Source organism: Sporolactobacillus vineae DSM 21990 = SL153 (genome assembly GCF_000377985.1).
GTDB lineage: Bacteria > Bacillota > Bacilli > Bacillales > Sporolactobacillaceae > Sporolactobacillus > Sporolactobacillus vineae.
In genome coordinates this window covers 1-24,728 of record NZ_KB899046.1, presented here as the reverse complement: position 1 = coordinate 24,728, position 24,728 = coordinate 1, and the positions used below count along the sequence as shown (strand labels likewise).

General features: G+C 53.9%; 29 protein-coding genes and 1 riboswitch. Of the genes, 24 read left to right on the top strand and 5 right to left on the bottom strand.

The window, feature by feature from the left end; genetic code table 11:
- Nucleotides 1–23: 23 nt before the first annotated feature.
- From D889_RS0107765 to D889_RS0107750, 4 genes are read right to left on the bottom strand one after another with little or no spacing between them, the layout of a single operon-like run.
- Nucleotides 24–1,085 (bottom strand): sulfate/molybdate ABC transporter ATP-binding protein, encoded by a 1,062-nt coding sequence (locus D889_RS0107765; RefSeq protein WP_010630602.1) that lies wholly within the window; start codon nt 1,083–1,085, stop codon nt 24–26.
- A 24-nt stretch (nt 1,086–1,109) separates the two neighbouring features.
- Entirely contained in the window at nt 1,110–1,988 is an 879-nt protein-coding gene (gene cysW / locus D889_RS0107760) for a sulfate ABC transporter permease subunit CysW (protein WP_010630601.1), read from the bottom strand.
- 14 nt (nt 1,989–2,002) lie between these two features.
- Nucleotides 2,003–2,848, bottom strand: coding sequence for a sulfate ABC transporter permease subunit CysT (gene cysT, locus D889_RS0107755; protein ID WP_010630600.1), 846 nt, complete (start codon nt 2,846–2,848; stop codon nt 2,003–2,005).
- 39 nt (nt 2,849–2,887) lie between these two features.
- Nucleotides 2,888–3,949, bottom strand: coding sequence for a sulfate ABC transporter substrate-binding protein (locus D889_RS0107750; protein WP_010630599.1), 1,062 nt, complete (start codon nt 3,947–3,949; stop codon nt 2,888–2,890).
- Nucleotides 3,950–4,224: 275 nt separating this feature from the next.
- Nucleotides 4,225–4,326: riboswitch (SAM riboswitch) on the bottom strand.
- A 291-nt stretch (nt 4,327–4,617) separates the two neighbouring features.
- Between D889_RS0107750 and D889_RS0107740 the strand changes: the two genes are divergently transcribed.
- From D889_RS0107740 to murQ, 6 genes are read left to right on the top strand one after another with little or no spacing between them, the layout of a single operon-like run.
- Entirely contained in the window at nt 4,618–5,052 is a 435-nt protein-coding gene (locus D889_RS0107740; RefSeq protein WP_010630598.1) for a PTS sugar transporter subunit IIA, read from the top strand.
- A gap of 15 nt (nt 5,053–5,067) precedes the next feature.
- Nucleotides 5,068–5,886 carry a PTS mannose/fructose/sorbose/N-acetylgalactosamine transporter subunit IIC gene (locus D889_RS0107735; RefSeq protein WP_010630597.1) on the top strand — a complete coding sequence of 273 codons (819 nt, stop codon included), beginning with the start codon at nt 5,068–5,070 and terminating at the stop codon, nt 5,884–5,886.
- Complete coding sequence (locus D889_RS0107730; protein ID WP_010630596.1) at nt 5,879–6,703, top strand: PTS system mannose/fructose/sorbose family transporter subunit IID; 825 nt, start codon at nt 5,879–5,881, stop codon at nt 6,701–6,703. Before D889_RS0107735 ends, D889_RS0107730 begins: the two co-directional genes overlap by 8 nt.
- Nucleotides 6,704–6,720: 17 nt before the next feature.
- A complete protein-coding gene (locus D889_RS0107725; protein ID WP_010630595.1) occupies nt 6,721–7,209 on the top strand; it encodes a PTS sugar transporter subunit IIB in 489 nt (162 codons plus the stop codon).
- Between the two features lie 24 nt (nt 7,210–7,233).
- On the top strand, nt 7,234–8,076 hold the full coding sequence (locus D889_RS0107720) for a MurR/RpiR family transcriptional regulator (RefSeq protein ID WP_010630594.1): 843 nt from the start codon (nt 7,234–7,236) through the stop codon (nt 8,074–8,076).
- A gap of 12 nt (nt 8,077–8,088) precedes the next feature.
- The gene (gene murQ, locus D889_RS0107715) at nt 8,089–8,982 is read left to right on the top strand and encodes an N-acetylmuramic acid 6-phosphate etherase (RefSeq protein WP_010630593.1); all 894 of its coding nucleotides are present in this window, start codon (nt 8,089–8,091) and stop codon (nt 8,980–8,982) included.
- A 208-nt stretch (nt 8,983–9,190) separates the two neighbouring features.
- Here the strand turns inward: murQ and D889_RS0107705 are convergent, their stop codons facing one another.
- Nucleotides 9,191–9,517, bottom strand: coding sequence for a hypothetical protein (locus D889_RS0107705; RefSeq protein ID WP_010630592.1), 327 nt, complete (start codon nt 9,515–9,517; stop codon nt 9,191–9,193).
- 108 nt (nt 9,518–9,625) lie between these two features.
- Between D889_RS0107705 and D889_RS0107700 the strand changes: the two genes are divergently transcribed.
- The 18 genes from D889_RS0107700 to D889_RS0107615 all read left to right on the top strand — a co-directional run bounded on the left by D889_RS0107700 (nt 9,626) and on the right by D889_RS0107615 (nt 24,434).
- The gene (locus D889_RS0107700) at nt 9,626–10,642 is read left to right on the top strand and encodes a nuclease-related domain-containing protein (RefSeq protein WP_010630591.1); all 1,017 of its coding nucleotides are present in this window, start codon (nt 9,626–9,628) and stop codon (nt 10,640–10,642) included.
- Between the two features lie 390 nt (nt 10,643–11,032).
- Nucleotides 11,033–11,302, top strand: coding sequence for a sporulation transcriptional regulator SpoIIID (spoIIID, locus tag D889_RS0107695; protein WP_010630590.1), 270 nt, complete (start codon nt 11,033–11,035; stop codon nt 11,300–11,302).
- Between the two features lie 241 nt (nt 11,303–11,543).
- The gene (gene mreB, locus D889_RS0107690; RefSeq protein ID WP_010630589.1) at nt 11,544–12,545 is read left to right on the top strand and encodes a rod shape-determining protein; all 1,002 of its coding nucleotides are present in this window, start codon (nt 11,544–11,546) and stop codon (nt 12,543–12,545) included.
- A gap of 57 nt (nt 12,546–12,602) precedes the next feature.
- Nucleotides 12,603–13,412, top strand: a complete 810-nt coding sequence (locus D889_RS0107685) for a flagellar hook-basal body protein (protein WP_010630588.1) — start codon at nt 12,603–12,605, stop codon at nt 13,410–13,412.
- Nucleotides 13,413–13,565: 153 nt separating this feature from the next.
- Nucleotides 13,566–14,405 carry a flagellar hook-basal body protein gene (locus tag D889_RS0107680; RefSeq protein ID WP_010630587.1) on the top strand — a complete coding sequence of 280 codons (840 nt, stop codon included), beginning with the start codon at nt 13,566–13,568 and terminating at the stop codon, nt 14,403–14,405.
- 18 nt (nt 14,406–14,423) lie between these two features.
- A complete protein-coding gene (locus tag D889_RS0107675) occupies nt 14,424–14,768 on the top strand; it encodes a DNA-directed RNA polymerase subunit beta (protein WP_010630586.1) in 345 nt (114 codons plus the stop codon).
- A 36-nt stretch (nt 14,769–14,804) separates the two neighbouring features.
- Nucleotides 14,805–15,236, top strand: coding sequence for a 3-hydroxyacyl-ACP dehydratase FabZ (gene fabZ, locus D889_RS0107670; RefSeq protein WP_010630585.1), 432 nt, complete (start codon nt 14,805–14,807; stop codon nt 15,234–15,236).
- Between the two features lie 145 nt (nt 15,237–15,381).
- A complete protein-coding gene (locus D889_RS0107665; protein WP_010630584.1) occupies nt 15,382–15,618 on the top strand; it encodes an AbrB/MazE/SpoVT family DNA-binding domain-containing protein in 237 nt (78 codons plus the stop codon).
- Entirely contained in the window at nt 15,615–15,953 is a 339-nt protein-coding gene (gene mazF / locus D889_RS0107660; RefSeq protein ID WP_010630583.1) for an endoribonuclease MazF, read from the top strand. Before D889_RS0107665 ends, mazF begins: the two co-directional genes overlap by 4 nt.
- A 161-nt stretch (nt 15,954–16,114) precedes the next feature.
- Complete coding sequence (scfA, locus tag D889_RS14900; protein ID WP_010630582.1) at nt 16,115–16,264, top strand: six-cysteine ranthipeptide SCIFF; 150 nt, start codon at nt 16,115–16,117, stop codon at nt 16,262–16,264.
- 71 nt (nt 16,265–16,335) lie between these two features.
- Nucleotides 16,336–17,727: a thioether cross-link-forming SCIFF peptide maturase gene (gene scfB / locus D889_RS0107650; RefSeq protein WP_010630581.1), complete on the top strand. Its 1,392-nt coding sequence runs from the start codon at nt 16,336–16,338 to the stop codon at nt 17,725–17,727.
- 410 nt (nt 17,728–18,137) lie between these two features.
- Nucleotides 18,138–18,899 (top strand): potassium channel family protein, encoded by a 762-nt coding sequence (locus D889_RS0107645; RefSeq protein WP_010630580.1) that lies wholly within the window; start codon nt 18,138–18,140, stop codon nt 18,897–18,899.
- Between the two features lie 169 nt (nt 18,900–19,068).
- Nucleotides 19,069–20,004, top strand: coding sequence for an ABC transporter ATP-binding protein (locus D889_RS0107640; RefSeq protein WP_010630579.1), 936 nt, complete (start codon nt 19,069–19,071; stop codon nt 20,002–20,004).
- Nucleotides 20,001–21,152, top strand: a complete 1,152-nt coding sequence (locus tag D889_RS0107635) for an ABC transporter permease (protein WP_010630578.1) — start codon at nt 20,001–20,003, stop codon at nt 21,150–21,152. The genes D889_RS0107640 and D889_RS0107635 overlap by 4 nt, the downstream gene beginning before the upstream one ends.
- Nucleotides 21,133–22,236, top strand: a complete 1,104-nt coding sequence (locus tag D889_RS0107630) for an ABC transporter permease (RefSeq protein ID WP_010630577.1) — start codon at nt 21,133–21,135, stop codon at nt 22,234–22,236. The genes D889_RS0107635 and D889_RS0107630 overlap by 20 nt, the downstream gene beginning before the upstream one ends.
- Before the next feature lie 12 nt (nt 22,237–22,248).
- Complete coding sequence (locus D889_RS0107625) at nt 22,249–23,352, top strand: sensor histidine kinase (RefSeq protein WP_010630576.1); 1,104 nt, start codon at nt 22,249–22,251, stop codon at nt 23,350–23,352.
- Complete coding sequence (locus D889_RS0107620; protein WP_010630575.1) at nt 23,330–23,971, top strand: response regulator transcription factor; 642 nt, start codon at nt 23,330–23,332, stop codon at nt 23,969–23,971. The genes D889_RS0107625 and D889_RS0107620 overlap by 23 nt, the downstream gene beginning before the upstream one ends.
- 190 nt (nt 23,972–24,161) lie before the next feature.
- Entirely contained in the window at nt 24,162–24,434 is a 273-nt protein-coding gene (locus D889_RS0107615; RefSeq protein WP_010630574.1) for a hypothetical protein, read from the top strand.
- Nucleotides 24,435–24,728 lie beyond the last annotated feature (294 nt).

Genomic DNA, 24,728 nt, shown 5'->3' with positions numbered 1-24,728 from the left:
TTCGCCCGAACTCCGGACAAGAATCAATTGACGGTGAACACTTTGACTTTCCTGGCTTCCAGAAAGACCTGCTGATTCTTGCTCAGAGCCAGAGCGTCAAATTCCCGCCTGGTCACTTCAACTTCAAGATTCTGATCTTCATCCTGCCCGATCAGTTCAAGCTTAATGATCGATCCGGACGGATGAATATGCGTCACGGTCGCCGCCAGTGTCCGGCCTGCTTCCTGAATGTCGTCCGGTGTCCGGATCGCAAACTGATCGGGACGGATAAAGGCGACACCATCGGCTTGTTCCGTGTTGTCCACCGGCACTCTGAAACTGCCGTTTGTAAACAGGCCGTCGCTGATCGTTCCCCGCACCTGATTGACATTGCCGATAAAGTCGTAGACAAACGAGTTGACCGGATTCTCATAAACTTCGGACGGTGTGCCGATTTGTTCGATTTGTCCTTTGTTAATGATGATCACACGGTCGGCGACTTCGAAGGCTTCCTCCTGATCGTGGGTAACCAGCAGACTAGTCATTTTGACTTGCTGATGCAGGTGACGCAGCCACTGGCGCAGCTCCTTCCTGACTTTGGCATCAAGCGCGCCGAACGGTTCATCCAGCAGCAGAATATGCGGCTGGATGGCCAGAGCGCGGGCGAGTGCGACGCGCTGCCGTTGCCCGCCGGACAGCTGCGACGGATACCGATCGCCGTAGGGTTCTAGGCGGACAAGGTGGAGCAGCTGATCGACACGTTCGCGAATCTGCTGCTTCGACGGCCGGTCCTTCCGCCGTTTCACATTCAGTCCGTAAGCAATGTTGTCGCGGATCGTCATCGTGTCGAACAGGGCATAGTGCTGGAAGACGAATCCGGCCTTGCGCTTCTTGATCGGTGCGTTGGTCAGATCCTCACCGTGAAAAAGAATCAACCCTTCATCGGCATATTCCAGTCCCGCCAGCACTCTGAGGAGTGACGTTTTTCCGGAACCGGACGGCCCCAGCAGCGCGACCAGCTCACCGGTCTGGATCGTCAGATTAATATCTTTCAGGATTTGATAGGGGCCGTATGATTTTGAAATATGACGTAGTTCAATACTCATGCCAACCATCCCCAGTCATTTTTATTATTCGGGCCGTGTGCTTTTCCAGTCGATATAGCTTTTCAATGCCAGTGAGACAATCGCGACGACGGACATCAGTGATGAAAGGGCGAACGCCGCGGTCATCTGATAGCCGTCATAAAAGGCCTGAACCTGAAGCGGCATCGTATTCGTCTGGCCGACGATATGCCCGGACACAACGGAAACCGCGCCGAAGTCGCCGATGGCACGGGCACTGCACAGGATGACACCGTAGAGCAGCCCCCATTTGATATTGGGCAGAGTGACTTTGAAAAAGGTACGCAGGGTGCCGGCGCCAAGCACGAGCGACGCTTCTTCTTCAAGCCGGCCCTGATTTTCCATTAATGGGATCAGTTCGCGCGCCACAAAGGGATAGGTGACGAACAGCGTCGCAATGCAGATACCGATGGTGTTGAAAACGAGCTGAATATGATGAGCGAGCAGCCACGGTCCGAGAATTCCGTGATCACCGAACATAAGCACGAAGATCAGCCCGCCGATGACCGGAGAAATCGAGAAGGGAAGGTCGGCCAGGGTCACGACCAGACTTTTTCCCCTGAAACGGTATTTGGTTGTTGTCCAGGCGAGCAGAATGCCGAATACGGTGTTGATCGGCACGACGATGACCAGGACGGTGAGCGTCAGGGTGATCGACGATAGGGCATCGGAACTGGATACCGCCGCCCAGTAAACCCCGACCCCGTTCTGAAAGGCCTGAGCGAAAATAAAGATCAGCGGCAGAATCAGAAACAGGGCGATGAAGGCGATCACGATCACTGTCAGCAGCGTCCGGATCCAGAGCGGCTCGGTCAGGGTACGGGCAACCCGCCGCCGGGTCTGCAGCAGATTGCCCGGTTTCGTGGATACAGAGAGTTCAGCCATATGGATACCTCCTTTCATTGATCGGCAAATTTCCGTTTGGCCAGCCACTGCGAGAAGTTAATCAGAAACAGAATCAGAAACGATGCAACGAGGAGAACCAGCGCAATCGATGTGGCGCCGTCATAGTCGAAGGCTTCCAGTTTCTGCATAATGACGAGCGGCGCAATCTCTGTTTTGAACGGCATGTTCCCGGCGATGAAGACGACCGATCCGTATTCACCGAGCGCCCGGGAGAATGCGAGCGCGAATCCGGAAAAAGCCGCCGGGCGGATCTTCGGGAAAATGACATGGACGAGCGTCTGGAAACGGCTTGCACCGAGAATTGCCGACGCCTCTTCGTTCTCCTTGCCCAGGTTCTGCAGAACAGGTTCGACGATGCGGACGACAAACGGCATGCCGATCAGGATCAGCGCGACGATAATCCCCACTTCGGTATACGAAACTTTAAAGGGCAGGAGCCGGCCGACCCAGCCGTTGGTCGCATAGAGCGTTGCCAGCGTAATCCCGGCCACCGAAGTCGGCAGGGCAAACGGGAGATCAAGCAGGCCGTCGAGCAGTTTTCTTCCCGGAAAGGTATAACGGACGAGCACCCAGGCGGTCAGGACACCGAACACCAGATTGATCAGCGATGCAATCAGGGCGGTTGTAAAACTCAGACGAAGTGCTGAAACAACAATAGGCTGGCTGATTTCTCGGACAAAGCCGCCCCAGCCAAGACTGGAAGTATAGATAAAAATCATCGAAAGAGGAATCAGCACCAGCAAAGCGAGATAGGACAGCGACAGTCCCAGCGAGAGACCGAAGCCCGGGATGATCTGTCTGTCCCTCGCTTTGTTTCTTTTTACAGATTGAACGGACATGATTTTCCTCTCCTTATTCTCTGTCTGAAAGCCGGGACATCACTGCTTCCCCGTATAGATCTGATCGAAAATACCTCCGTCATTAAAGAATTTCTTCTGTGCTTTATTCCATCCGCCGAACAGCGGGTCATCGATTTTTACCAGCGGGATGTTCGGATAAACATTGCGGTATTTCGCCAGCACACTCTGATTGCGCGGACGGTAGTAGTTTTTCGCGATGATTTCCTGCGCCGGCTTTGTGTACAGATACTTCAGGTAAGCGCTGGCGACCTTCGTCGTTCCGTTCTTTGCGGCATTCTTGTCAACGACGGAAACAGTCGGTTCGGTCAGAATGCTGATCGAAGGATTGACAATTTCATACTTGCTCTTGCCGCCGGCAGCGTTCAGGCTGAGCAGAGCCTCATTTTCCCAGGCGATCAGCACATCACCGACACCGCGTGTGGTGAAGGTTGTGGTCGCGCCCCGCGCTCCGGAATCAAGAACTTTAACATTCTTGTACAGAGCTTTCAGAAATGCCTTGTCCTTTGTCTGATTGCCATTGTACTTCTTATTCGCGTAGGCCCAGGCTGCGAGGAAGTTCCATCTTGCACCGCCGGAGGTCTTCGGGTTCGGTGTGACGATACCGACGCCTTTCTTTGTCAGGTCATTCCAGTCTTTGATATGTTTCGGATTGCCTTTCCGGACCAGGAAGACGATGGTTGATGTGTATGGGGCAGAATTATCGGGAAGCCGGCTCTGCCAGTTCGAAGCAATCTTATGTGTGCCGGTGACGATCGAATTAATGTCTCCTGAAAGGGCAAGCGTGACCACGTCGGCGTTCAGCCCGTCAATGACTGCCCGCGCCTGTGCGCCGGACCCGCCGTGCGACTGCGCCACAGTCACGGTCTGACCGGTCTTCCTTTTCCAGTAATTAGCAAACAGCTGATTGTAACTCTTGTACAGCTCACGGGTCGGATCATAAGAGACGTTCAGCAGTTTGACCGGCTTCCCGGCTGTCGATGATGAAGCACCTGAAGCAGCACTCGATCCGCAGGCTGAGAGGACAAGCGAGAAGACAATAAGCAATGAAATGATGGACCAACTGCGTTTTCTGATTTTCAAGACAAGCACCCCTTTAAAATGGATTAATGTCATCAAAGCGCATACGAAAACTAAGAATAATGTCAAAAAAATAATACTAGTATCACAACGTCTGGCGGTACTCGATGGTTCACCTCCTGAATGAAACGGTTTTTGGAAAAACTCTGTTTAAAGAATGATTCCGGGGGAGGTTTGCCTGAAAGAAACCGAATCAGAAAAGCATCAAAAAAGCTGATTCCTTATTCAGAAAATGACTGAAGTAAGAAATCAGCTTTATTCGTCGATAACAGCTATCTTTCTTATCTCCCAGATGATACGCCATCTGCTGGAATTGACACCGTGCTAACGCCGGTTGTCGAGCTTCATCGAGCCAGTCTCTCCGCTACTCTTGATAAGATGATTCAATTGTTGTGATTGGGTCTAATTCTAACGCCGTCGATCCGGAGAGTCAATAATATTTTGAAAAATTTGTTGTCCGGCAGTAAGAGAAAGGGAGAGATCGCTCAGAAAACGACTGTTTTCAGCATATGCGGACGAGACCGGCGCGCAAAGCCCGGCATGAATGATCGCACACAAAACTAAAATACTATTTCAGTAATAAAAATTTTCGAGATGAATATTGTAATAGCATTTCATTGGACTTAAACTATGAATAGTTAGATAATTTTAAAAATTTAGGAGGCGATTTCTTGCCGGCGGGTATCATTCTGACTTCCCATGGGAAATTGGCCAAAGAGGTTCTGGCGTCAGCAGAAATGATTATCGGACAGACAGAGAATATTCAGGCAGTCTGCATGACGATGGATGATGGTTCCGCAGGACTCAGAAAGAAGATGGAGCAAGCCGTCGACCAGTTTTCAGACAGAGAAGGTGTGCTGATCATTACGGATTTGCTCGGCGGAACGCCATGCAATGTAGCAACCCTCCTTGCCCAGGGGAGCGACCGGATCACGGTGATGACCGGCCTGAACCTGGCGATGGTGGTTGAGGCATCAGCCGTAGCACAGCAACCCTTGCAGCCTTTAACGGATTATCTGGTGCGGATCGGCAAAGATTCGATTAACCGCATTAATCCGTGCGGCGGCACCGCAAACAGCGGGATTTCGGATGGATACGATGAATGAGGAGGATTCTGCGAAATGACACTGTCTATTGGTCTGATCATTATCCTTACCCTTTATGTGGGTCTTGCACAAATTGATGCCCTGTCCGCGCAATTGGGACTGTATTCTCCGCTGTTCGGGGGAATGATCACCGGATTGCTGATGGGAAATATCACAATCGGTCTGCTGGTCGGCGGAACCCTTCAGCTGATGATCCTCGGTGTCGCGACGTATGGCGGCGCATCGGTACCGGATTATCTGTCCGGTTCGATTATCGGCACCGCCTACGCCATCCTTTCGGCAAAAGGGGCCCAGTACGGGATCGGACTTGCGGTTCCGATCGGACTCTTACTGACCCAGCTGGATGTGCTCGCCCGGATGAGCAACCTGTTCTTTCAGCATATGGCTGACCGCCATGCACGCACCGGCGATTATCGGGGCGTCGAGCGGGCCAATCTGTTCGGGATCATTCCCTGGACGCTGAGCCGCATGATTCCCGTTTTTATCGGCTTATTTTTCGGCAACAGCGTGGTCAACCTGATCAACCAGTATATGCCGGCCTGGCTGATGCTTGGCCTGAAGACAGCCGGTGCCATCCTCCCGGCATTAGGTATTGCCATTCTGATGCGGTATCTGCCTTTGAAGAAGTTCTTTGCCTTTTTCATTATCGGCTTTGTCCTGATGGCCGTCGGCGGAACCAATATGACGATGATGGCTGTTGCGTTAATCGGCTTGGCGCTGGCCGCCATCTACATGCTTTTCAAGAATGAATTCAAACCGGCACCGGCCGGCGGATCGCCTGCAGCCCGGACGAAACAAAATGATGACGATGAGGAGGTTGAGATTGATGACTGAGGAGAAAACAACGGAACCGGTCGTAACCCGGAAGGATCTTGCCCGCGTCGCGCGTCGGAATATTTTCGGCCTGCAGCTCGGGTGGAACTACGAAAAAATGCAGGGACTCGGCTATTGCTACACCGTTTTGCCGATCCTGAAGAAACTTTATAAAGATGATCCGGACAAAATGAAAGCAGCACTGCAGAATCATCTCGGCTTTTTCAATACCACACCGGCCATGTCCCACCTGATCGTCGGCGCGAACACGGCACTGGAAGAAAAGCTCAAAGGGTCCGATCAGGATGCGGTGACCGGCCTGAAGACAGGACTGATGGGTCCGTTTGCCGGCGTCGGCGACACTCTTTTCGTCGCCATTTACCGGACACTCGTTTTCTCAATCGCAGCCTATCTGGCGCTGCAGGGTCAGGCGGTCGGTCTCCTGATTCCGCTGATTGCCGGCTTCGTCATTCTCTACATCCGCTACAAATTTACGTTTATCGGTTATAATCAGGGGCAAAGACTGACCACAGAATTCGGCGGCCAGCTCAAGAATCTGACAGAAGCGGCGGCCATTCTCGGGCTGACGGTGATCGGTGCATTGATACCGGCTGTGATCAAACCGGTCATCCCGCTGGCATTCAACATCGGGAAGGTTAAGCTGGATTTCCAGACGCTGCTCAATCAGATTATCCCCGGGATCATCCCGATTGCGATTGTTCTGTTTTCCTACTGGCTGCTTGGCAAGAAGAAAATGACCTCGACGCGGCTGCTGTTTATTCTTCTGGCGATCGGGATCATACTCGGCAACCTTGCAAATATTGTAAAACTGTTCTGAGAGTGGGAGCGAATGACGTGACAATACGAAATATCAGAGTGGACGAACGGCTGATTCACGGACAGGTCGCGACGGTCTGGTCGCATTCCCTGAACGTCAGCCGGATTGCGGTGATTAACGACAAAGTGGTCAAAGATGAAATGATGATCAATGCGCTCAAAGTGGCGCGTCCGGCCGGCGTTAAACTGTCAATTCTATCTGTTCAGAAGGGCGTCCGCAATTTTACCGCCGGAAAGTACGACGCCGATGAAGTGCTCGTCCTGTTCCGAAACATTGAAGACGTCAAACGGGCGGTGGATCTCGGGATGCCGATCACGACATTTAACGTCGGCAATCTGTCGCATAAAGAAGGGCAGTTAAAAATCAAGAAATCGGTCAGCCTGAGCAAAGAAGATATTTCCGCGATCAGGGATCTGTCGGCCAGGGGCATCACCATCACTGCCCAGATGATTCCCAATGAACCGGCCGCCAATATACTCGAATTGATCAAGAAAGCTGAAGGCTGATCCGGGACGAAAGATTGTGGCGCTATGAACTTTTTTGACAGGCTGAGAATCAAATACACGTCGCTGACAAAAACCGGGAAAAGAATTGCCGAATTCCTTTTCGAAGATGCTCCGGCGTTTACCCGGATGACCGCTGCGGAAATCGGCCGAAGAAGCAGCACGTCTCCGGCTGCGGTCATCCGTTTCTGCAAGCAGATGGAGTGCGGCAGTCTGGAACAGCTGAAAATGGACATTGTCCGCGCCATCAATCCGCAGACAAAAGAAAAGATGCTGAACCCGATTTTTATGAGTACCGATAATACGGCTCAGATCACTGAGAAATATTACCATTATCGTGAACTCAGCAATAAAAGGGTATTTCAGATGGTGGATATCGGGCTGATCGAAAAAACAGTGGAACTGATGCATCGGGCAAAGATGATCTATCTGTTCGGGATCAATGCATCGTCTTTAGCCGCCTATGACCTGGAACATAAACTGAACCGCGTGAACATACCGGCCGTTTTCCATCAGGATCCGCACATGAATCTCGAATTCTCGGTAGGCATTAAACCGGAGGATCTGGCCATCGCCATTTCCTACAGCGGCGAAACCAGGGAAGTCCTGCTCGCGGCGGCAAAGGCCAAAGAGAAGGGCGCGCAGTTGGTCGCCATTACCCAGGATAACAAGAATCCGTTGTCCCGGATCGCCGACATTCTCCTTGCCGTGCCGAGCGATGAAAAGCGATTGCGGATCGCGGCCGTCAGTTCAAGACTGTCCCAGATGTTTTACACCGACTTGCTCTATCTGTGTCTCATTCAGAAAGATTTCGACCGGGTGTCCGACTACCTTTATGAGACTAGTGAGCTTGTTAATAAATTACTATAGTGATGTGATCGAATGGATCTTTCAAAAATTGATACGGAACAGAGAAACCCGCGGACACTGAATATTGACGCTGTGCCGACCCGGGATATGCTGAAGATGATCAACAGCGAAGATGCAAGAGTGGCCGCCGCGGTGGACAAGATTATTCCTGACATTTCCCGCGCCGTGGATGCGATGACTGAAAAATTTGTACGGGGCGGCCGAATCATCTACGTCGGAGCAGGGACGTCCGGACGGCTCGGGTTTCTGGACGCGGCCGAAAGTGTGCCGACGTTCGGCATTAAAGAGGGGCGGATTACCGGCCTGATTGCCGGCGGTCCGGAAGCAATGCGCCGCGCTGTGGAAGGCGCAGAAGACGACACCGGACTCTGCGAACAGGATTTGAAAAAGATTCAGTTTACCGCCGGGGACGTCCTCGTCGGCCTGGCCGCGAGCGGCCGGACACCATATGTCGTCGGCGGTTTGAAGTATGCGCGGTCGATCGGCGCACGGACCGTTTCGGTAACCTGCAACCCGTCCGGCGTGATGAACCGGATCGTCGATTTTCCGATTGCCTGTGAAGTCGGCCCGGAGGTCATCACCGGTTCGACGCGAATGAAATCAGGAACCGCCCAGAAGATGATCCTGAACATGATGTCGACAGCGATCATGATCAAGGACAACAAAGTGTTTAGCAATCTGATGATCAATGTCCAGCCGACCAACGGAAAACTGCGCGAACGCGCCAGACGGATTGTCATGGAGATCACCGGCGCCGCCGCTCAGGAAGCATCCGGTCTGCTTGACCAATGCAGCTATCAGGTTCCGGTGGCAATTGTCGCTAAAATGGCCGGCGTCGATACAGCAACCGCCGGTCAGAGGCTGAAACAGGCCGGAGGTAATCTTCGCCGTGCCCTGCGCAATTGAAACATGGGATGCCCGGATCCGGGACCGGCTCAGCCGGCTGATCGCGGCCGGTGCTGTCCCCGGCGCCGCCTGGAGCCTGATCGAGGCAAAGAGGTTTTCCTGAAAGAACGGAAGAAGCTGACTGATCAGTTTATCTCGGAGGAAAGTATGTAAAAGCATCGGATTTCGGAGGAGCTGTCTCGTGATGGGGGCAGCTCCTTTTCTCACGCTAATCCTGCCGCGGGTTTTCGAGTAAACCTTTGCGCCGCGTAATGATTACATAAAGTCCGGGTAAATTGCTCACCGGAGGAACAAGTGCAAGCCATGCTGCGTGTGCCGTATGCGTTGCCGCGAGCAGCCACCAGCCGAAGCCGAATGTCATGGCCATACTCAAAAACGTTGTGATAAATAGAGCAGTCAGAAGCATCCGGACACCCGGATGCTTTTTAAACAAACGTTTATTCAGCAGCAGTGTGCTGAAAAACAGAGCCAGGAACAGCAATGACTGGAACAACGCCAGCCCGACCAGTGAAAGAATCAGCCATAATAGATCCATTTCTGCTACCTCCGCGATGATGTCACACAATGTTTGAAAATGCCGGCAGGAATTGGATCCCGCGGGAAAGAACTTCTTAAAAGTTACTACGATTAAAGGAGGTCTTTGATGAAAATCCTTAAACAACAACATATGCCTCTGCGGCTGCTCGCTGTTCAGGCATTGCGCGACCATCTGCCGCCCGGCAGCAGCGATTATGCCAGGATCGACGATGATCTCTCCAGCTATCATGCCGGCTGGCTGGGTGAGCAGAACCTTGCCTATTATCTTAGCACACTGTCCGGCAGTGCCTGCCGCATTCTTTATGACCTTCGTGAAAATGTGCTTGAGCACACCTTTCAGATGGATGCCTTTCTTTTCCTCGAGAATTTCGCCCTTATTATCGAAGCAAAAAATTATTCCGGTACGCTTACTTTTGAACCGAGCGGGCGTCAGATGATCCGCACACTTGGCAATAAACGCAGCGGTTTCTCCAATCCCCTGATCCAGGTCGCCCGCCACCGCCAACTGCTGCTCGCGTGGCTTAACGATCACGGTCTGCCCCGGATTCCGCTCGAAACACTTGTGACTTTCTCCAACCCGGCGACGATCATTGAAAACCCCGGCCGCTCCCGTGATGTCGCCGAAAGGGTTCTGCACACGGAACAGGTCATTTCGAAAATCCAGATCCTCGAGAAAAAATATCAGAACAGTTCCCGGATTACCGATGAAGTTCCGCATATCGGGTCTCTGCTCATTAAGGAGCACACCGACCCGCCGCACGACACACTGACCAAATACCACATTCCGTTTGAGACTCTGCAGCGCGGTGTCCGTTGTCCCCGCTGCCATCTTTACACCATGAACCGCATCTTTGCCGCCTGGGCCTGCCGATGCTGCGGCCACAGCTCACGAACTGCCCACATACCGATGCTGCTTGATTATTTCCTGCTCCGCGGTGCCACAATCACCAATAAACAGGCGCGCAACTGGCTCCGCCTGGATGATCGGCAAATCATCAAATATTTACTGAAGAAAATGGGACTGCGCCCAAAAGGCAGCGGAACAGGCTCAGGACTTTACTATGAATCTCCCACATATGAATGGATCGATCAATATTACCAATCAATCAAAAGGAACTTTTAAAAAAGTTGACCCGAACCGGAGAAAAGATTACCCGACCCGCCGTGAAGTTCACCCTAATCGGGAAGAAGTTCACCCGAAAATCAAGAGTTCACCCGAAACCACAAGAAGTTCACCCGAATCAGGAAAAAGTTCACCCGGAAATCAAGAGTTTACCCGAAACCACAAGAAGTTCACCCGAACTGCCGCAGAGTTCACCCGAAAATCTCTGCATCCCTTGTCCCACTTGACTTTTTCGGCATATAAAAAGAACTCGTTTAATAAGATGTTACAAACTCACATACGGGGTTTTGAGGTGAGCGCGGCGGGCTGGAACAAGTGAGCGGCCTGGTTTCCGTTTTCCCTCCACAGAATTCGCATGTCGCATCTTCATAACATCAGGAGGCGAGTCGTGTGCACGATTACATCAAAGAACGGACGATCAAGATTGGGAAGCATATCGTGGAGACGAAGAAGACAGTGCGGGTCATCGCCAAGGAGTTCGGCGTTTCGAAAAGCACGGTTCACAAGGATCTGACCGAGCGCCTGCCCAACATCAATCCCGAACTGGCCAACGCGGTAAAAGATGTCCTTGACTACCACAAATCCATCCGGCATCTTCGGGGAGGGGAGGCGACCCGGCTGAAATACCAGAAAGGCACAGAACAGGCAGCCCAGATTTGACCGGCCGGCCATTCGCCTCATAAAGGACAGCCAGAGCATCCGGAACCTAATCCTATCCTTCCAGTCTACACCGCCTATTTTCCGCTTCCGACACAGCCCGCCCACGATTAGAAAATTTTAATGAACCGATTGATCGGACGTCTCCCTGTTTGAAACTATTTATGATAAAATGAACTAATGAATGGGAAAAGTTCGGCCTTCGGGCTAATGGATCAGGTATTTTGACAGGGAGGATAACACGGTGTTTTCAAAAGACATTGGAATAGATCTTGGAACGGCAAACGTTCTTATTTATGTGAAAGGTCAGGGCATTGTCCTGAATGAACCGTCCGTCATCGCACTGGATACAGAAACCAAGCAGCTCCTGGCGGTCGGTGAAGAAGCCCGCCGCATGGTCGGCCGTACACCAGGCAATATCGTGGCCATCCGTCCGCTGCGTGACGGCGTTATTGCGGACTTTGAAATTACAGAAATGATGCTGACACACTTTATTGATAAAATTCATGTGCGCGGTTTTCTGACCAAGCCGAGAATTCTGATCTGCACGCCGACGCACATCACATCTGTCGAACAGAAAGCGATCCGAGAAGCAGCGGAACGCAGCGGCGGCAAACAGGTATACCTTGAAGAAGAGCCGAAAGTTGCGGCAGTCGGCGCCGGCCTGGATATTTTCCAGCCGAGCGGCAACATGGTCATCGACATCGGCGGCGGCACGACCGACATCGCCGTCCTGTCGATGGGCGACATCGTAACCTCCCAGTCGATCAAACTGGCCGGCGACAAGTTCGATCAGGAAATTCTGAACTATATCAAGAAAAAATATAAAATGCTCATCGGTGAACGGACGGCAGAACAGATTAAGATCAATGTCGGTACGGTTTTCAGAGATGCCCGTGACGAAAGCATGGACATCCGCGGCCGCGATATGGTAACCGGCCTGCCGAAGACACTGACGATCCACTCCAGTGAAGTCGAAGAGGCACTGGCCGATTCGATCAGCACCCTCGTCCGCGCGGCAAAAAATGTGCTTGAAACGACACCGCCGGAACTCTCCGCCGATATCATCGACCGCGGCGTCATGCTGACCGGCGGCGGCGCCCAGCTCCACGGCATCGACCAGCTCCTGCAGAGCGAGCTGAAGGTCCCGGTCGTTGTCGCCGAGAACCCGATGACCTGCGTCGTTGAGGGCGCCGGAAAAATGCTCGAACACCTTGAGAAATTGCCAAAGCGCAAAGCCAATTAAAGCTCTGCGCTTTTCGCGTATCCGCACCGGACAAAACAAAGAAGGCAGGTGACGCACATGATCCGCGGACTTTATACATCGACAGCCGGAATGATCGCCCAGCAGCGCCAGATGGACATGCTCTCCAACAATCTGAACAACATCGACACGCCCGGATATAAGCAGGACCAGGGCACCCTCCGGACGTTCCCGGAGATGCTGATCAGCCGCCTCGGCGGCGATCCGCCCCGGAATGCCCGTGTCGGAGACGTATCAACCGGTGTCTATCAGGACGAGACGATTCCGGATTTTACCCAGGGGACGCTCACCCAGACCGGTAAATCCACCGATGTGGCCCTGGTCACCGCACAGCTGCCCGTCAATCCGCAGACCGGAGCACAGGAGGGTGCCCTGCTCTTTAATGTGCGGACACCCGCCGGCGCCCTGCGCTACACGCGTAGCGGCCATTTCACGCTGAGCCCGGACGGCCGGCTGACCGATGCAAACGGCGATACCGTACTGAACACCGCCGGCCAGCCGATCCGGCTCCCGTCCGATCAGTTTCAGGTCGCAGCCGACGGGACGATTACCGCTAACGGCACCGCAGCCGGGCAGATCGCTGTCAGCTACGCGGCCAACACGAACCGGCTGGTCAAGGAAGGCAGCGGTCTCTTCCGTACGAACGCCGCTTTGCCCGCCGCAGCCGGCCGGGCAAACGTCGCTTTCCAGATCCGCCAGGGTTACATGGAAGGATCCAACGTCAACGCCGAACAGACGATGACCGACATGATGGAAGCCTACCGCGTCTTCGAAGCCAACCAGAAGATGATGCTGATCGAAGACAACGCACTCAACCAGGCTGTCACCCAGGTCGGCCGTAATCCATAAACCTTTTTGATAAAATGTTCGCCGGACGGCCAGATAATTCCGGCTTGAAATGAACTTCATTTTACCCGGATCACCGCCTCATGATCAGGCACACTTTTTACAGACAGTGGGGCAACGCGCACATCTTTCGCGCAGAAGAAAGCAGGTGGCAAGATGGAACGTCAGATGATGGCAACCGCAGTGACCCTGTCGCAGATTCAGCAGCAGCTGGCCACCGTTGCCGACAACATTGCCAATGTCGGAACAACCGGATATATGAGCCGCAACGCCCAGTTCAGCGATCTGCTCGATCAGCAGATCAATAACATCGACCGGAACGGGGACACCGTCGATAGCGGGGCCCGGCTGACGCCGGCCGGTATCCGCTCGGGTTCCGGTACGCGGATCGGCGACACGCAGCTTGATCTGTCGGAAGGCAGCATCCAGGCGACGAACAATCCGCTTGACGTCGCCCTCAGCAGCGACCACCAGATGTTTTTGATCGGCGTGAACGGCGGTGTTGCCTATACCCGTGCCGGCGCGTTCAACGCTCAGGCTGATCCGCAGAACCCGAACGTGCTGAACCTGGTGACCAAGAGCGGCGACCCTGTGCTTGACCAGAACAGCCGGCCGATCCGTCTGCCCGCCGGTTATAACGATCTGCAGATCAGCGGCAACGGCACGATCACGGCGATCATGCGCAATGGTAACAGGGTCAATGCCGGCCGCCTTGGCCGCGTGACGATTCTTCGCCCCCAGCTGCTCGAAAGCCAGGGAAACGGGCTTTACACCTTGCAGAATCTCGGCCGGCTCGGCATCGGTCTGAACCAGGTCGTCCAGCCGGTCGGCGCCGGAAATAATTCAGTGAATCAGGGCAAACTGGAAAATGCCAATGTCGATCTGACCAAAGAAATGAGCGAACTGATAAATCTGCAGCGCAATTACCAGCTGAACGCCAGATCACTGACGATGAGGGATCAGATGTCCGGACTGGTGAACAGCATCCTGCACTGACGGACGGTGATCTGTAAGATGGAAGAGAATGAGAACAATCAGTCGGGCGGGGAGACCCGTGAATCGATCCGCAAAGCCCGGCTGGAAAAGAAGAAAAAACTGGTGAGCCGGGCGGCCCAGGCCGTCCGGGAGAAAAACGAAGACACCGGCCGCCCTGAAGAGCCGCCGGTGTACAATCCGTTTTTCAATTACCATAAACGCCGCTTCCCGATCTGGCAGCGGCTGATTGCGCTGATCAGCATCGCGGCGATTGTGATGCTGCTTGGCGCCATGTTCGGCTACGGCGTTCTCGGCCACGGCAATCCGTGGGAAGTCTTCAATCCGGCCACCTGGCAGCATATTCTTGACTTCGTCCGGACATAATACCGCCTGTTCAGGTTAAGAGAGGGGAATACATAGATGTTATCGATTGATGAAATTAAAAAGATTCTGCCGCACCGTTATCCAATGCTGCTCGTCGACAAAGTGCTGGAAGTCGAAGATGGCAAACGCGCCGTCGGCATCAAAAATGTGTCGGCCAACGAACCGTTTTTCGCCGGCCACTTTCCGGATTATCCGGTCATGCCGGGTGTCCTGATCGTTGAAGCACTCGCCCAGGTCAGCGGCATCGCCGTCCTGCATGCCGGCACCGCGAAGAACATGCTGACGCTGTACGCCGGCATCGACAAGTGCCGCTTCAAACGCCAGGTCCGCCCCGGCGATCAGCTGAAGCTCGAATCGGAAATCCTTCGTTTCCGCTCCGGATTCGCCAAAGCGAAAGGCGTCGCCTCCGTTGACGGCGAAGTCGCCTGCGAAGCCGAAATGATCTTCGCCCTGAAACCGGCGGAATAAACAGAATTCAGAACAGCCCTGCAGCGCGTCATCTGACTGCAGGGCTGTTCTTCATGATGGCATCAAGACACGTCACGATGTATATACTAAGTGTATACAATTGCAGGAATGAGGTGGTATATTGGAATCAAAGGGGGAATTCCAAATGACGACAAAGGTGCAAAAGTGGGGGAACAGCCTGGCTGTGCGGATTCCCAAAACGATCGCTGAAACCGCGGGTATTTATAAGGGGACTGAACTGGTTCTCTCAGTACAGGATGAGACGATTGTATTAAAACCGCAGAAGAAGGATCCATCTCTTAAAGAACTCCTCTCTGAAGTAACCTCTGAAAATCGCCATGATGAAGCCATCACAGGAAAAGAAGGAGAGGAACTGCTGTGACGGTATACATCCCGGATCGCGGAGATCTTGTCTCCCTTGATTTCACACCACAGGCCGGCCACGAGCAAGCGGGTAAGCGGCCGGCCATTGTCTTATCACCGGTATCTTTTAACCAGATAACCCATTTTGCCATCGTCTGCCCGATCACATCGCAGAGGAAAGGCTATCCGTTCGAAGTTCAATTACCTGAGCAATCGCAATTGCATGGTGTTATTTTTGCCGATCAGGTAAAAAGTCTGGACTGGCATGCCCGCAGCTTTCAATTTAAGGAGAAAGCCCCTGCGCATGTCCTGGATTCCTGTCTTAAGCTGATACATACCATACTCTTTTCATGATTGCCTGCTGATTCTCTCATCAAAGCCGCATTTTCTTATTTTTCTATGTCATAGATCACATCAATAATCCATTTTTCCCCTATATAATAAAAATATTAGGTTCGGAGATGCAGCGCATCCGGACAGTTACTAAAATTTTTTTCAAAAAGAGGTTGTGCGCGATGAGACGAATCATCACCTTGAATACAATGAATCTGAAAGACACAGTAAAGCATGGCGGACGCGGCGAGTGTATGACATCCTGCCAGTCAGCCTGCAAGACGTCCTGCGGTGTTGCCAACCAGAAATGTGCGGTACCTGCGGAACGCTGAGCTCGGAGAAGTGAACTGCCGCCCGCCGGAACGAAGACGGGCGGCCATTTTTTTGACAAAGGAGACCGAAAATGATTCATCAATACAAACTGAACGGATACAACATTGTACTGGATACATACAGCGGCGCCGTGCACGTCGTCGACGATCTTGCCTACGACGTGATCGCCCTCTACGAGCATACCGATCGTGACGAGATCATCACCCGGATGCAGACGAAATACCCGGAAGCCTCGGAAAAGGACATCCGCGACACGCTCGCCGATGTCGACCAGCTCAAGGAAGACGGCAAACTTTTTACCGAAGATGCCTACAAGGATCTTTCTCTGGTCGTCACGAAGCGCAAGACTTACATTAAAGCACTCTGCCTGAACGTCGCCCACACCTGCAATCTGTCGTGCGAATACTGCTTCGCGGCCCAGGGCAAGTACCATGGCCCGCGGGCGATGATGAGTTTCGAAGTCGGCAAACGGGCGATCGACTTCCTGCTCGAGAACAGCGGCTTCCACCACCGGCTCGACGTCGACTTCTTCGGCGGCGAACCGCTGATGGACTGGAAAGTCGTCAAACAGATCGTTGCCTACTGTCATGAACGGGAAAAGGATACCGGGAAAAAATTCCGGTTTACGCTTACGACAAACGGCATGCTGCTCAAGGACGAAGTGATTGATTTTCTGAATAAAGAAATGAGCAACGTTGTTCTCAGTCTTGACGGGCGCAAGGAGGTCCACGACCGGCTGCGCAAAACGGTCAACGGCAAAGGCAGCTACGACTTCATCGTCCCGAAATTCCAGAAGTTCGTCGCCAGCCGCGGCGATAAAGAGTACTACGTCCGCGGCACATTCACGCACAATAACGTCGACTTCACAAACGACATTTTCCATATGGCCGATCTCGGCTTCGACCGCCTGTCGATGGAGCCGGTCATCTGCGATCCGAAAGAGCCGTACGCCCTGCAGGAATCCGATCTTCCGGAAATCTACCGCCAGTACGAGATTCTCGCCAAAGAAATGCTGAAGCGCGAAGAAAACGGCCACGGCTTCATCTTTTACCACTATATGCTCGACCTGCACGAAGGCCCGTGTATCTACAAGCGCATCTCCGGCTGCGGCTCCGGCACCGAATACATGGCTGTCACCCCGTGGGGCGAGCTGTTCCCGTGCCACCAGTTCGTCGGCGACCAGAAATATAGCATGGGCAACATCTTCGAAGGCATCAAGCGGCCCGATATCGTCGACAAGTTCAAGCAGAATAACTGCTACTCAAAGCCCGAATGCCAGAACTGCTGGGCCAAACTCTACTGCAGCGGCGGCTGCCCCGCCAACTCGCTGCACGCCACCGGCTCACTCACCGGCAACTTCAAGTTCAGCTGCGACATCTTCCGCAAGCGGATCGAATGCGCCGTCATGATCAAAGCCGCCGAAGCCCTGCGCAGCAACCAGCAAGCCGCAGTCAACAACTGATTATTAAAAAAGAACAGCGGACCGCCCGGATAAATCAGGCGGCCCTTTTTAATAGAGAAACACCCGCTGTTCGGAATCTCAGGAAAGTTTACCCGAACGCATGGGAAGTTTACCCGAATCGAGCCGAAGTTTACCCGAATCAGGCAAAAGTTCACCCGAAATAACGAAGTTCACCCAAACGCGTGAAAAGTTTACCCGAATCGAGCCGAAGTTCACCCGAATCAAGCCAAAGTTCACCCGAACCACGCAAAAGTTTACCCGAAATTATCGAACGCTCTGAAACCACGCCACCGCGCTCCGAAATGGACCGGAAACGCTTCGCATCCGGATAGCCGCATCCCCAGGAATTCCGCGCCCAAAGCGTATACTGTATCGGGATTTTCCGACCGCATTTTATGGAGGATCAGCCAATGATAAAAAAGGAAAACAAGCTCCTGCTGATGTATCACAGCGTGGTCATTCTGCTCGCACTGGTGCCGATCATCATTGTTCTGCTCTCATTTACCGGACGGCTGAGCATCACGCGTTACCCAAATAACCTGATCACCACGGGGATTCTGGCATTTTTTGCCGCAGATTATGTCATCCGCCTGTTCGCCGCCAAAGACAAGAAACGTTTTCTGATCGAAAACTCATTCGATCTGCTCGGCCTGATCCCGATGCATCCGCTGTTCGCCCTGTTCCGGGCAGCGCGAATCGTCAGGATTCTCCGCGACCACCGGATTTTCTGGGTTCTCGGCATCGATGGCAAACTGACCGGCAGCATCCACCGGTTCATCTACGGTACCGGATTCATCTATCTGTTCTCCATCAGTGTTGTGATTCTGGTCCTGAGCGCCCTCCTTTACTCGATTGTGGAAAAATTATCCCTCTCCGACGCATTATGGTGGGCAATCACCACAGCCACGACCGTCGGCTACGGGGATATCTCGCCGCACACCGCGATCGGAAAAATTATCGCCTCCTTCCTGATGATCGGCGGCATCGGGTTCATCGGTTTGCTGACCAGCACGATCACCGACTTTTTCACCGTGAACAGCAGCAAAAATCAGGACACAAACGACATCAAAGCACTGGTGAGCAAAATTGATCAGCTGAATCGTAAAGTCGACCGACTCTCAAGCCAGGTGAACCACCTTGCCCACAAATCGGAAAAGAACCATTGGAAGTAGCCGGAATCCCGGAGCACACTGAAAATTCAAAGCGCTCCCAAACTGGTCTGACACGTTTGGCATTTTCCCCCTCATGACATTTGTCACCGCAAACTCTGGCGCTCTGTCACTATTTTTTTATCCCTGCCGCTGATAAGCTGGGAGTATATAAGAAGGGGGCCAAAAAAGCATGATTATCGAAGTCAATGACCTCATTAAACGCTACAAGGATTTTCTGGCAATCGACCATCTGAACCTGACAATCGGCGACGGTGAACTATTCGGCCTGCTCGGCCCGAACGGCGCCGGAAAAACGACACTGGTCAACGCCATTCTCGGTCTGACTGCTGTCGACCACGGCACGATCAACGTTTTCGGTGAAGCGCTGAGCACGAGCGAGCGGGCAATAAAAAAACAGATCGGACTCGTGCCGCAGGACATCGCGGTCTATCCCGAACTCACTGCCCAGGAAAATGTCACCCTGTTCGGCAAACTGTTCGGTCTGCGCGGCGAGGCGCTGAGAAAAGGCGTCGCTGATGCACTCGAATTCACCGGACTCACCGACATCCGGAATAAAAAACCGTCGCAGTTTTCCGGCGGGATGAAGCGCCGCCTCAACATCGCCTGCGCGATTGTCCACAAGCCGCGCCTGATCATTATGGATGAGCCGACCGTCGGCATCGACCCGCAGTCGCGCAACTACATCCTCGAATCCGTGAAGAAACTCAACGACATGCACTGCACCGTGATTTACATTTCCCATTATATGGAAGAGGTGGCGTCGATCTGCACCCGGATCGCGATCGTCGACAAAGGCCGGATCATCGCCAAAGGCACTCAGGAAGAGCTTGGGCGGCTGATCGAAGACGACCAGGTCGTCTCGGTCGGCGTAACCGCGCCGGACTATTCGATCATTGAAAAATTGAAGCGCCTGCCTGCCGTCAAAGACGCGACCGTCGACGGGCACACCATCCGGATTGTGCTCAGCGAACGGAAGCTGAACGCCGTTCTTGACACTTTTCTTGAGGAAGACCTGACGATCACAAAAATCGAGACCAATACGCCGACGCTGGAGGACGTCTTCCTGACACTGACCGGCCGGGCGCTGCGGGAGGGAGCACAATGAGGGAAATCGCCGCTGTTTTTCTGAGTACCGTCAGAATGAACTTCCGCGACCGCCGCAGCCTCATTTTCATGATCCTGTTTCCGATTGTCCTGACGCTGATTCTCGGCACGGCGCTGAGCAGTGTCAGCGGCAGCAGCGACACGGCCGAGAAACTCGACAGCCGTGCGGCACTCATCAATCAGGATCATGGCGCTATGGCCGGCCGGATGGAAAAATTTTTCCGCAGTCCAGAGATCAGGAAAATCGTCCATACGAAAACTTACCGGTCGCTGAGCACCGCCAAAGCCGATCTGAAAAAACAGAAGCTCGACGCCATCATCGTGATCAATAAGGGATTCACGCAGGCGGTCGAAAACGGCAGCAGCAAGAAACTCGACTTCATCACCAGCGGCGACATGGAAAGCTCGCTCATCAAAAATATTACCCAGAGCTATCTGCAGCGGATCAATGCGTACCGGGCGGCAGCCGCCTTCGCGCCGCAGCCGGCCGCCCCGCTTCTCGCCGACCACGCGCTCAGCATTAACGGCAAAATTCCGCGCTCAAGCGACTACTATGCCGTCACGATGCTGATCATGATCATCCTGTATGCCTCCGCATACGGTCTGAATGTCGTCCGCGAAATGAACCTGTCGCCGATCGGCTACCGGATCCGCTCGCTTCCGGTCCGGCAGATCAATTACCTGATCGGCAAAACGCTCGGGCAGCTGGCGACCGTTTTCCTGCAGATCATCGTCCTGGTGACCTTTTTCAAATTTATTTATCACGCCAATTTCGGCAGCAATCTCCCGTTCATTTTTCTCGTCTGCTTCCTGCTCGGCTTCATCATCATCTTGCTGAGCATCGCGCTCGCCCTGCTGTTTTCCTATAAAATGGCCGACACGATCCTTGATCTTGCCATACCGGTGGCGACATTTCTCGCCGGCGGCTATGTCAAACTCAGTATTCTTGACACCAATCCGATCGCCGTAGCGCTCAACAGCTGGCTGCCCAACGCGGTCGCCCAGAACCTGGTTTTCCAGAATATTTATGGCGGCACGGGTCAGACCGCGGCCGGCGGCGTCCTGAAACTGACCCTGATCGCGCTCGCCATTCTGCTGCTGACCATCGCCGCACTGAGGAGGAATAACCATGCCGATCTTTCAAAATAACCTGAAACGCTTTCTGAACAACAAAATGAATTTCGTGCTGATCATGCTGATCCCGCTGATCTTCATCAGCCTGTCCTTTTCCGGCTCCGGCACCCAGAAAGCCAAAGTCGGGATCATTGACCGGGACCGGACCCAGCTCACGCAAGCCATAAAGAAGGCGATCCGCAACCAGGCCGACATCGCCCCGATCGCGCAGAAGTCATTGCGCACCGACCTCACCAACAATAGAATCGACACCGTGCTGGTCATTCCAAAAAATTTTACCCGCTCGCTGATCAGCGGCAAGCCGATCAAAACAGAGAGCTACCACGTGCAGGAGAGCAACGTCTCAAGCGGGATCCGCACCTACATCTCCGGCTACCTGCAGGATCTGTCGGTAATGGCACACGCCGCCCGCGGAAACAGCACGCAATTTTACAAATCACTGCAAAGCTACCAGCAGAACCATCTCGGCCTGTCCGTCAGCAGCCCCGACCGGACCGGCGCGATGCGCGAGCGGACCGTCAGCGCCCTCGGCTTCGTCATCTTCGGCCTGTTCATGATCGTCAGCGTCTCGTCCCGGATGATCATGGAAGATAAACGGCTGAAACTGTACACGCGCTTCTTCACCACACCGCTGTCGGTCCGCAGCTATAACATCCAGAACATCCTCAGCTATCTGACCCTGTCCGCTGTGACGATCATCCTGCTGCTCGCGCTCCTCGTCTTCGGCTTCCACGCCGCACTCGGCCCGTCGCTCGTGAACATTTTTCTCGTCCTGCTGCTGTTCTCGATCGTCTCGATCTCCATCGGTGTCCTGATCAGCTCGGTCGCCCGGACCGCCGGCCAGGCCAACGCGCTCAGCCTGCTCGTCGTCACCCCGGTCGCCATGCTCGGCGGCTGCTTCTGGCCGATCCGCATCACCCCCGTCTTCATGCAGAAGATCGCCGACTTCATGCCGACCACCTGGGGTATGCGCGCCCTGACCACACTCGTCTATGGCAACGGGCTCAAAGATGTTATGATGGATTTACTGATCCTGGCCGGATTCGCCGCCCTGTTTTTCCTGCTCGGCTCATGGCGGCGCACCGACATTGCCAGCTGACCGGAGGCGCCCATGGCCTGCATCTACCGGATCCTGATCTTCGCCCTGATCGCTTTGGGGCTCGCCCGCGGCACATTAACTTCCCTGGAAGTGATGTGCTTTCTGGCGTTGCTCATCCTTGACGTTTTAAGAACACGATTTTTTCCGGAAAAAGTTCTGGCCTGGGCCGAATGGCTGCTGGCGCTCGCTTTTTGCTTCGTGGTCCCGGTGTTCATCGCTGCCGGAGCACTCCTCCTGCCGGACATCGTGGCCGAGAAACACGGCCGGCTCATCGGCGCGGCCCTGATCGTGGTGCCTGCCGCCTTTTTCCTAAGCCCGCAGCAGCTTGCACTCGATCTGCTCTATCTCGCCGTCTGCCTTTACCTGACCGTGCTGACCGACCGGCTGGCCCGGACAGAAGCCCGATTTAAGCAGGTCACCGATGAAGAGCGGCGCTCTATCTATGAACTGGAAAAGTCGCGGCAGCTGCTCCGCGTCCGGCAGGAAGAGAACATTCATCTTGCCGAGCTGAAAGAGCGCAACCGGATCGCCCGCGAATTGCACGACACCGTCGGCCACCGGATCGCCTCCCTGTATATGCAGCTGCAGGCCGCGTACAAAATCCGTACATGTGACCGGGGAAAATATGATGAGCTGGTCGCGAAAACGATCGACGAACTGTCCGGAACGCTGCGCCTGATCCACGATACGGCGCACGACCTGATTCCGCGCAAACCGACCGGTCTCGACACCCTCCGCGAACTGGTGAAGTCGTTCACCTATTGTCCGGTCACGTTCAACTTTTCCGGGCATACAGAAGAGATAGCGGCAGACCAGTGGCGGGTGCTCACGGCCAATGTCCGCGAAGCACTGACCAATGTGTTCAAACATTCGGAAGCGACGGCGGTCCGGATCGAACTGACCCAGAACCGCCGCTACATCCGGATGCTGATCCACGATAACGGGAAGGGCGCGCCGGTTCTGAATCAGCAGTTAGGTTTAACCGGCATGCGTGAACGGGTAAAAGCAATGGGGGGCAGCCTGACGATCGACGGGAGCGCCGGATTCACGATCGTCTGCCTGCTGCCGAAAAACAGGAAAGAAGGCGGGCTCTTTGAAACTCCTGATCGTCGATGACGACACGCTGATCTGCGACAGCCTGAAACTGATGATTGACCTGGAAGAGGATATGGACGTGATCGGCACCTGCGGCAATGGGGAGGAGGCGGTCCGTTTTTGCCGTAATGATCTGCCCGACATGGTGCTGATGGACATCCGCATGCCCGTCATGGACGGCGTCCGCGCCACCGCCGAACTCAGAAAGCAATGGCCGGCGCTCAAAATCATCATGCTGACCACGTTCCAGGACGACGCCTACATCCGTCAGGTCCTGAAAAACGGCGCCGCCGGCTATCTGCTCAAAAGCCAGCCCGCCGACACAATCATCGCCACCCTGCGCACCGCCGCAAAGGGCAGCGTCGTCATGAGCGGCGAAGTTGCCGAAAAACTGTCCGCCATGCTCGGCGCCGACGCGTCCGAACCCCCGAAAATCATCTCCGAATGGGGCGAAACCCTGACCCGCCGCGAACAGGAAATCCTCGCCCTGATTGCCGAGGGCCGCGCCAACCGCGACATCGCCGGCAAACTGTTCCTGAGCGAAGGCACCGTCCGCAACAACGTTACCCGACTGCTTGAAAAATTGAACTGCCGCACCCGCACCCAACTCGCCATTTACTATCTCAAACATCAACCCTGAAAAGTTTACCCGAATCGGCGAAAAGTTCACCCGAACCGTGGCAGAGTTTACCCGAATCAGTCAAAAGTTTACCCGATCTCGCTCATTTCGGCTGCATCCCAAATTGTTTTCCGCAAATTCCCAATAAATAGTCTTTTGTCCCTGACCAATTCGCCTGCCGGTGCATCTGCTGATAATGGAGGTGAAGTACATGTCTGATAAAAATATCAACAAACCCGGTGTTCAGCCAATCTACTGCGATCCGCAGTATGTTTATCATGATTCCTATGTGTGCCGCGAAATCCCGGTGATTCATCCAATCGTTCATGTTAACCGGCAGAACATCGTCAACGTGCCCCGGCACTACACTCAGCCGACCCAGAGCACTCAGGTCCTCGACCCCGGCTTACCGGGCAAAGACCAGGTCTGCGGCTGCGGCCACAGACCATGCGGCCATAAACGCCCGAACCCCTGGCTCTGGTAATGACAGCCCCCGACCAAATCGGGGGCTTATTTTAGTGCGCCCGGCATGGGCGATAATTTGGCGGTGAAAGTCCGCTGTAGGCTGTAGCGGTCGGAACTACTAGCTGAGGACAAGGGTGTCCCCCGTGAGGGAGAATCTGAAGGAAGTCTAAAGCAAAGTGCTGAACTGATGCATAAGAACCAGCTATAAGGCTGTGCGTCATGGATAAGGTTGCTAAACAAACCAAAGTCCAATACCGCTCAAAATGACAAGCAGTAGAGCTGGCAGTGACATGGCACGAAGGTTATCGCTCTT

Coding starts and splice junctions, on each gene's coding strand:
- D889_RS0107665 (WP_010630584.1), top strand. CDS start 15,382: ATGACGACAAAGGTGCAAAAGTGGGGGAACAGCCTGGCTGTGCGGATT.
- murQ (WP_010630593.1), top strand. CDS start 8,089: ATGGATCTTTCAAAAATTGATACGGAACAGAGAAACCCGCGGACACTG.
- D889_RS0107700 (WP_010630591.1), top strand. CDS start 9,626: ATGAAAATCCTTAAACAACAACATATGCCTCTGCGGCTGCTCGCTGTT.
- D889_RS0107685 (WP_010630588.1), top strand. CDS start 12,603: ATGATCCGCGGACTTTATACATCGACAGCCGGAATGATCGCCCAGCAG.
- D889_RS0107630 (WP_010630577.1), top strand. CDS start 21,133: ATGCCGATCTTTCAAAATAACCTGAAACGCTTTCTGAACAACAAAATG.
- D889_RS0107640 (WP_010630579.1), top strand. CDS start 19,069: ATGATTATCGAAGTCAATGACCTCATTAAACGCTACAAGGATTTTCTG.
- D889_RS0107735 (WP_010630597.1), top strand. CDS start 5,068: ATGACACTGTCTATTGGTCTGATCATTATCCTTACCCTTTATGTGGGT.
- scfB (WP_010630581.1), top strand. CDS start 16,336: ATGATTCATCAATACAAACTGAACGGATACAACATTGTACTGGATACA.
- scfA (WP_010630582.1), top strand. CDS start 16,115: ATGAGACGAATCATCACCTTGAATACAATGAATCTGAAAGACACAGTA.
- fabZ (WP_010630585.1), top strand. CDS start 14,805: ATGTTATCGATTGATGAAATTAAAAAGATTCTGCCGCACCGTTATCCA.
- D889_RS0107720 (WP_010630594.1), top strand. CDS start 7,234: ATGAACTTTTTTGACAGGCTGAGAATCAAATACACGTCGCTGACAAAA.
- cysT (WP_010630600.1), bottom strand. CDS start 2,848: ATGTCCGTTCAATCTGTAAAAAGAAACAAAGCGAGGGACAGACAGATC.
- D889_RS0107625 (WP_010630576.1), top strand. CDS start 22,249: ATGGCCTGCATCTACCGGATCCTGATCTTCGCCCTGATCGCTTTGGGG.
- D889_RS0107730 (WP_010630596.1), top strand. CDS start 5,879: ATGACTGAGGAGAAAACAACGGAACCGGTCGTAACCCGGAAGGATCTT.
- D889_RS0107705 (WP_010630592.1), bottom strand. CDS start 9,517: ATGGATCTATTATGGCTGATTCTTTCACTGGTCGGGCTGGCGTTGTTC.
- D889_RS0107680 (WP_010630587.1), top strand. CDS start 13,566: ATGGAACGTCAGATGATGGCAACCGCAGTGACCCTGTCGCAGATTCAG.
- D889_RS0107635 (WP_010630578.1), top strand. CDS start 20,001: ATGAGGGAAATCGCCGCTGTTTTTCTGAGTACCGTCAGAATGAACTTC.
- D889_RS0107675 (WP_010630586.1), top strand. CDS start 14,424: ATGGAAGAGAATGAGAACAATCAGTCGGGCGGGGAGACCCGTGAATCG.
- D889_RS0107645 (WP_010630580.1), top strand. CDS start 18,138: ATGATAAAAAAGGAAAACAAGCTCCTGCTGATGTATCACAGCGTGGTC.
- D889_RS0107765 (WP_010630602.1), bottom strand. CDS start 1,085: ATGAGTATTGAACTACGTCATATTTCAAAATCATACGGCCCCTATCAA.
- D889_RS0107615 (WP_010630574.1), top strand. CDS start 24,162: ATGTCTGATAAAAATATCAACAAACCCGGTGTTCAGCCAATCTACTGC.
- cysW (WP_010630601.1), bottom strand. CDS start 1,988: ATGGCTGAACTCTCTGTATCCACGAAACCGGGCAATCTGCTGCAGACC.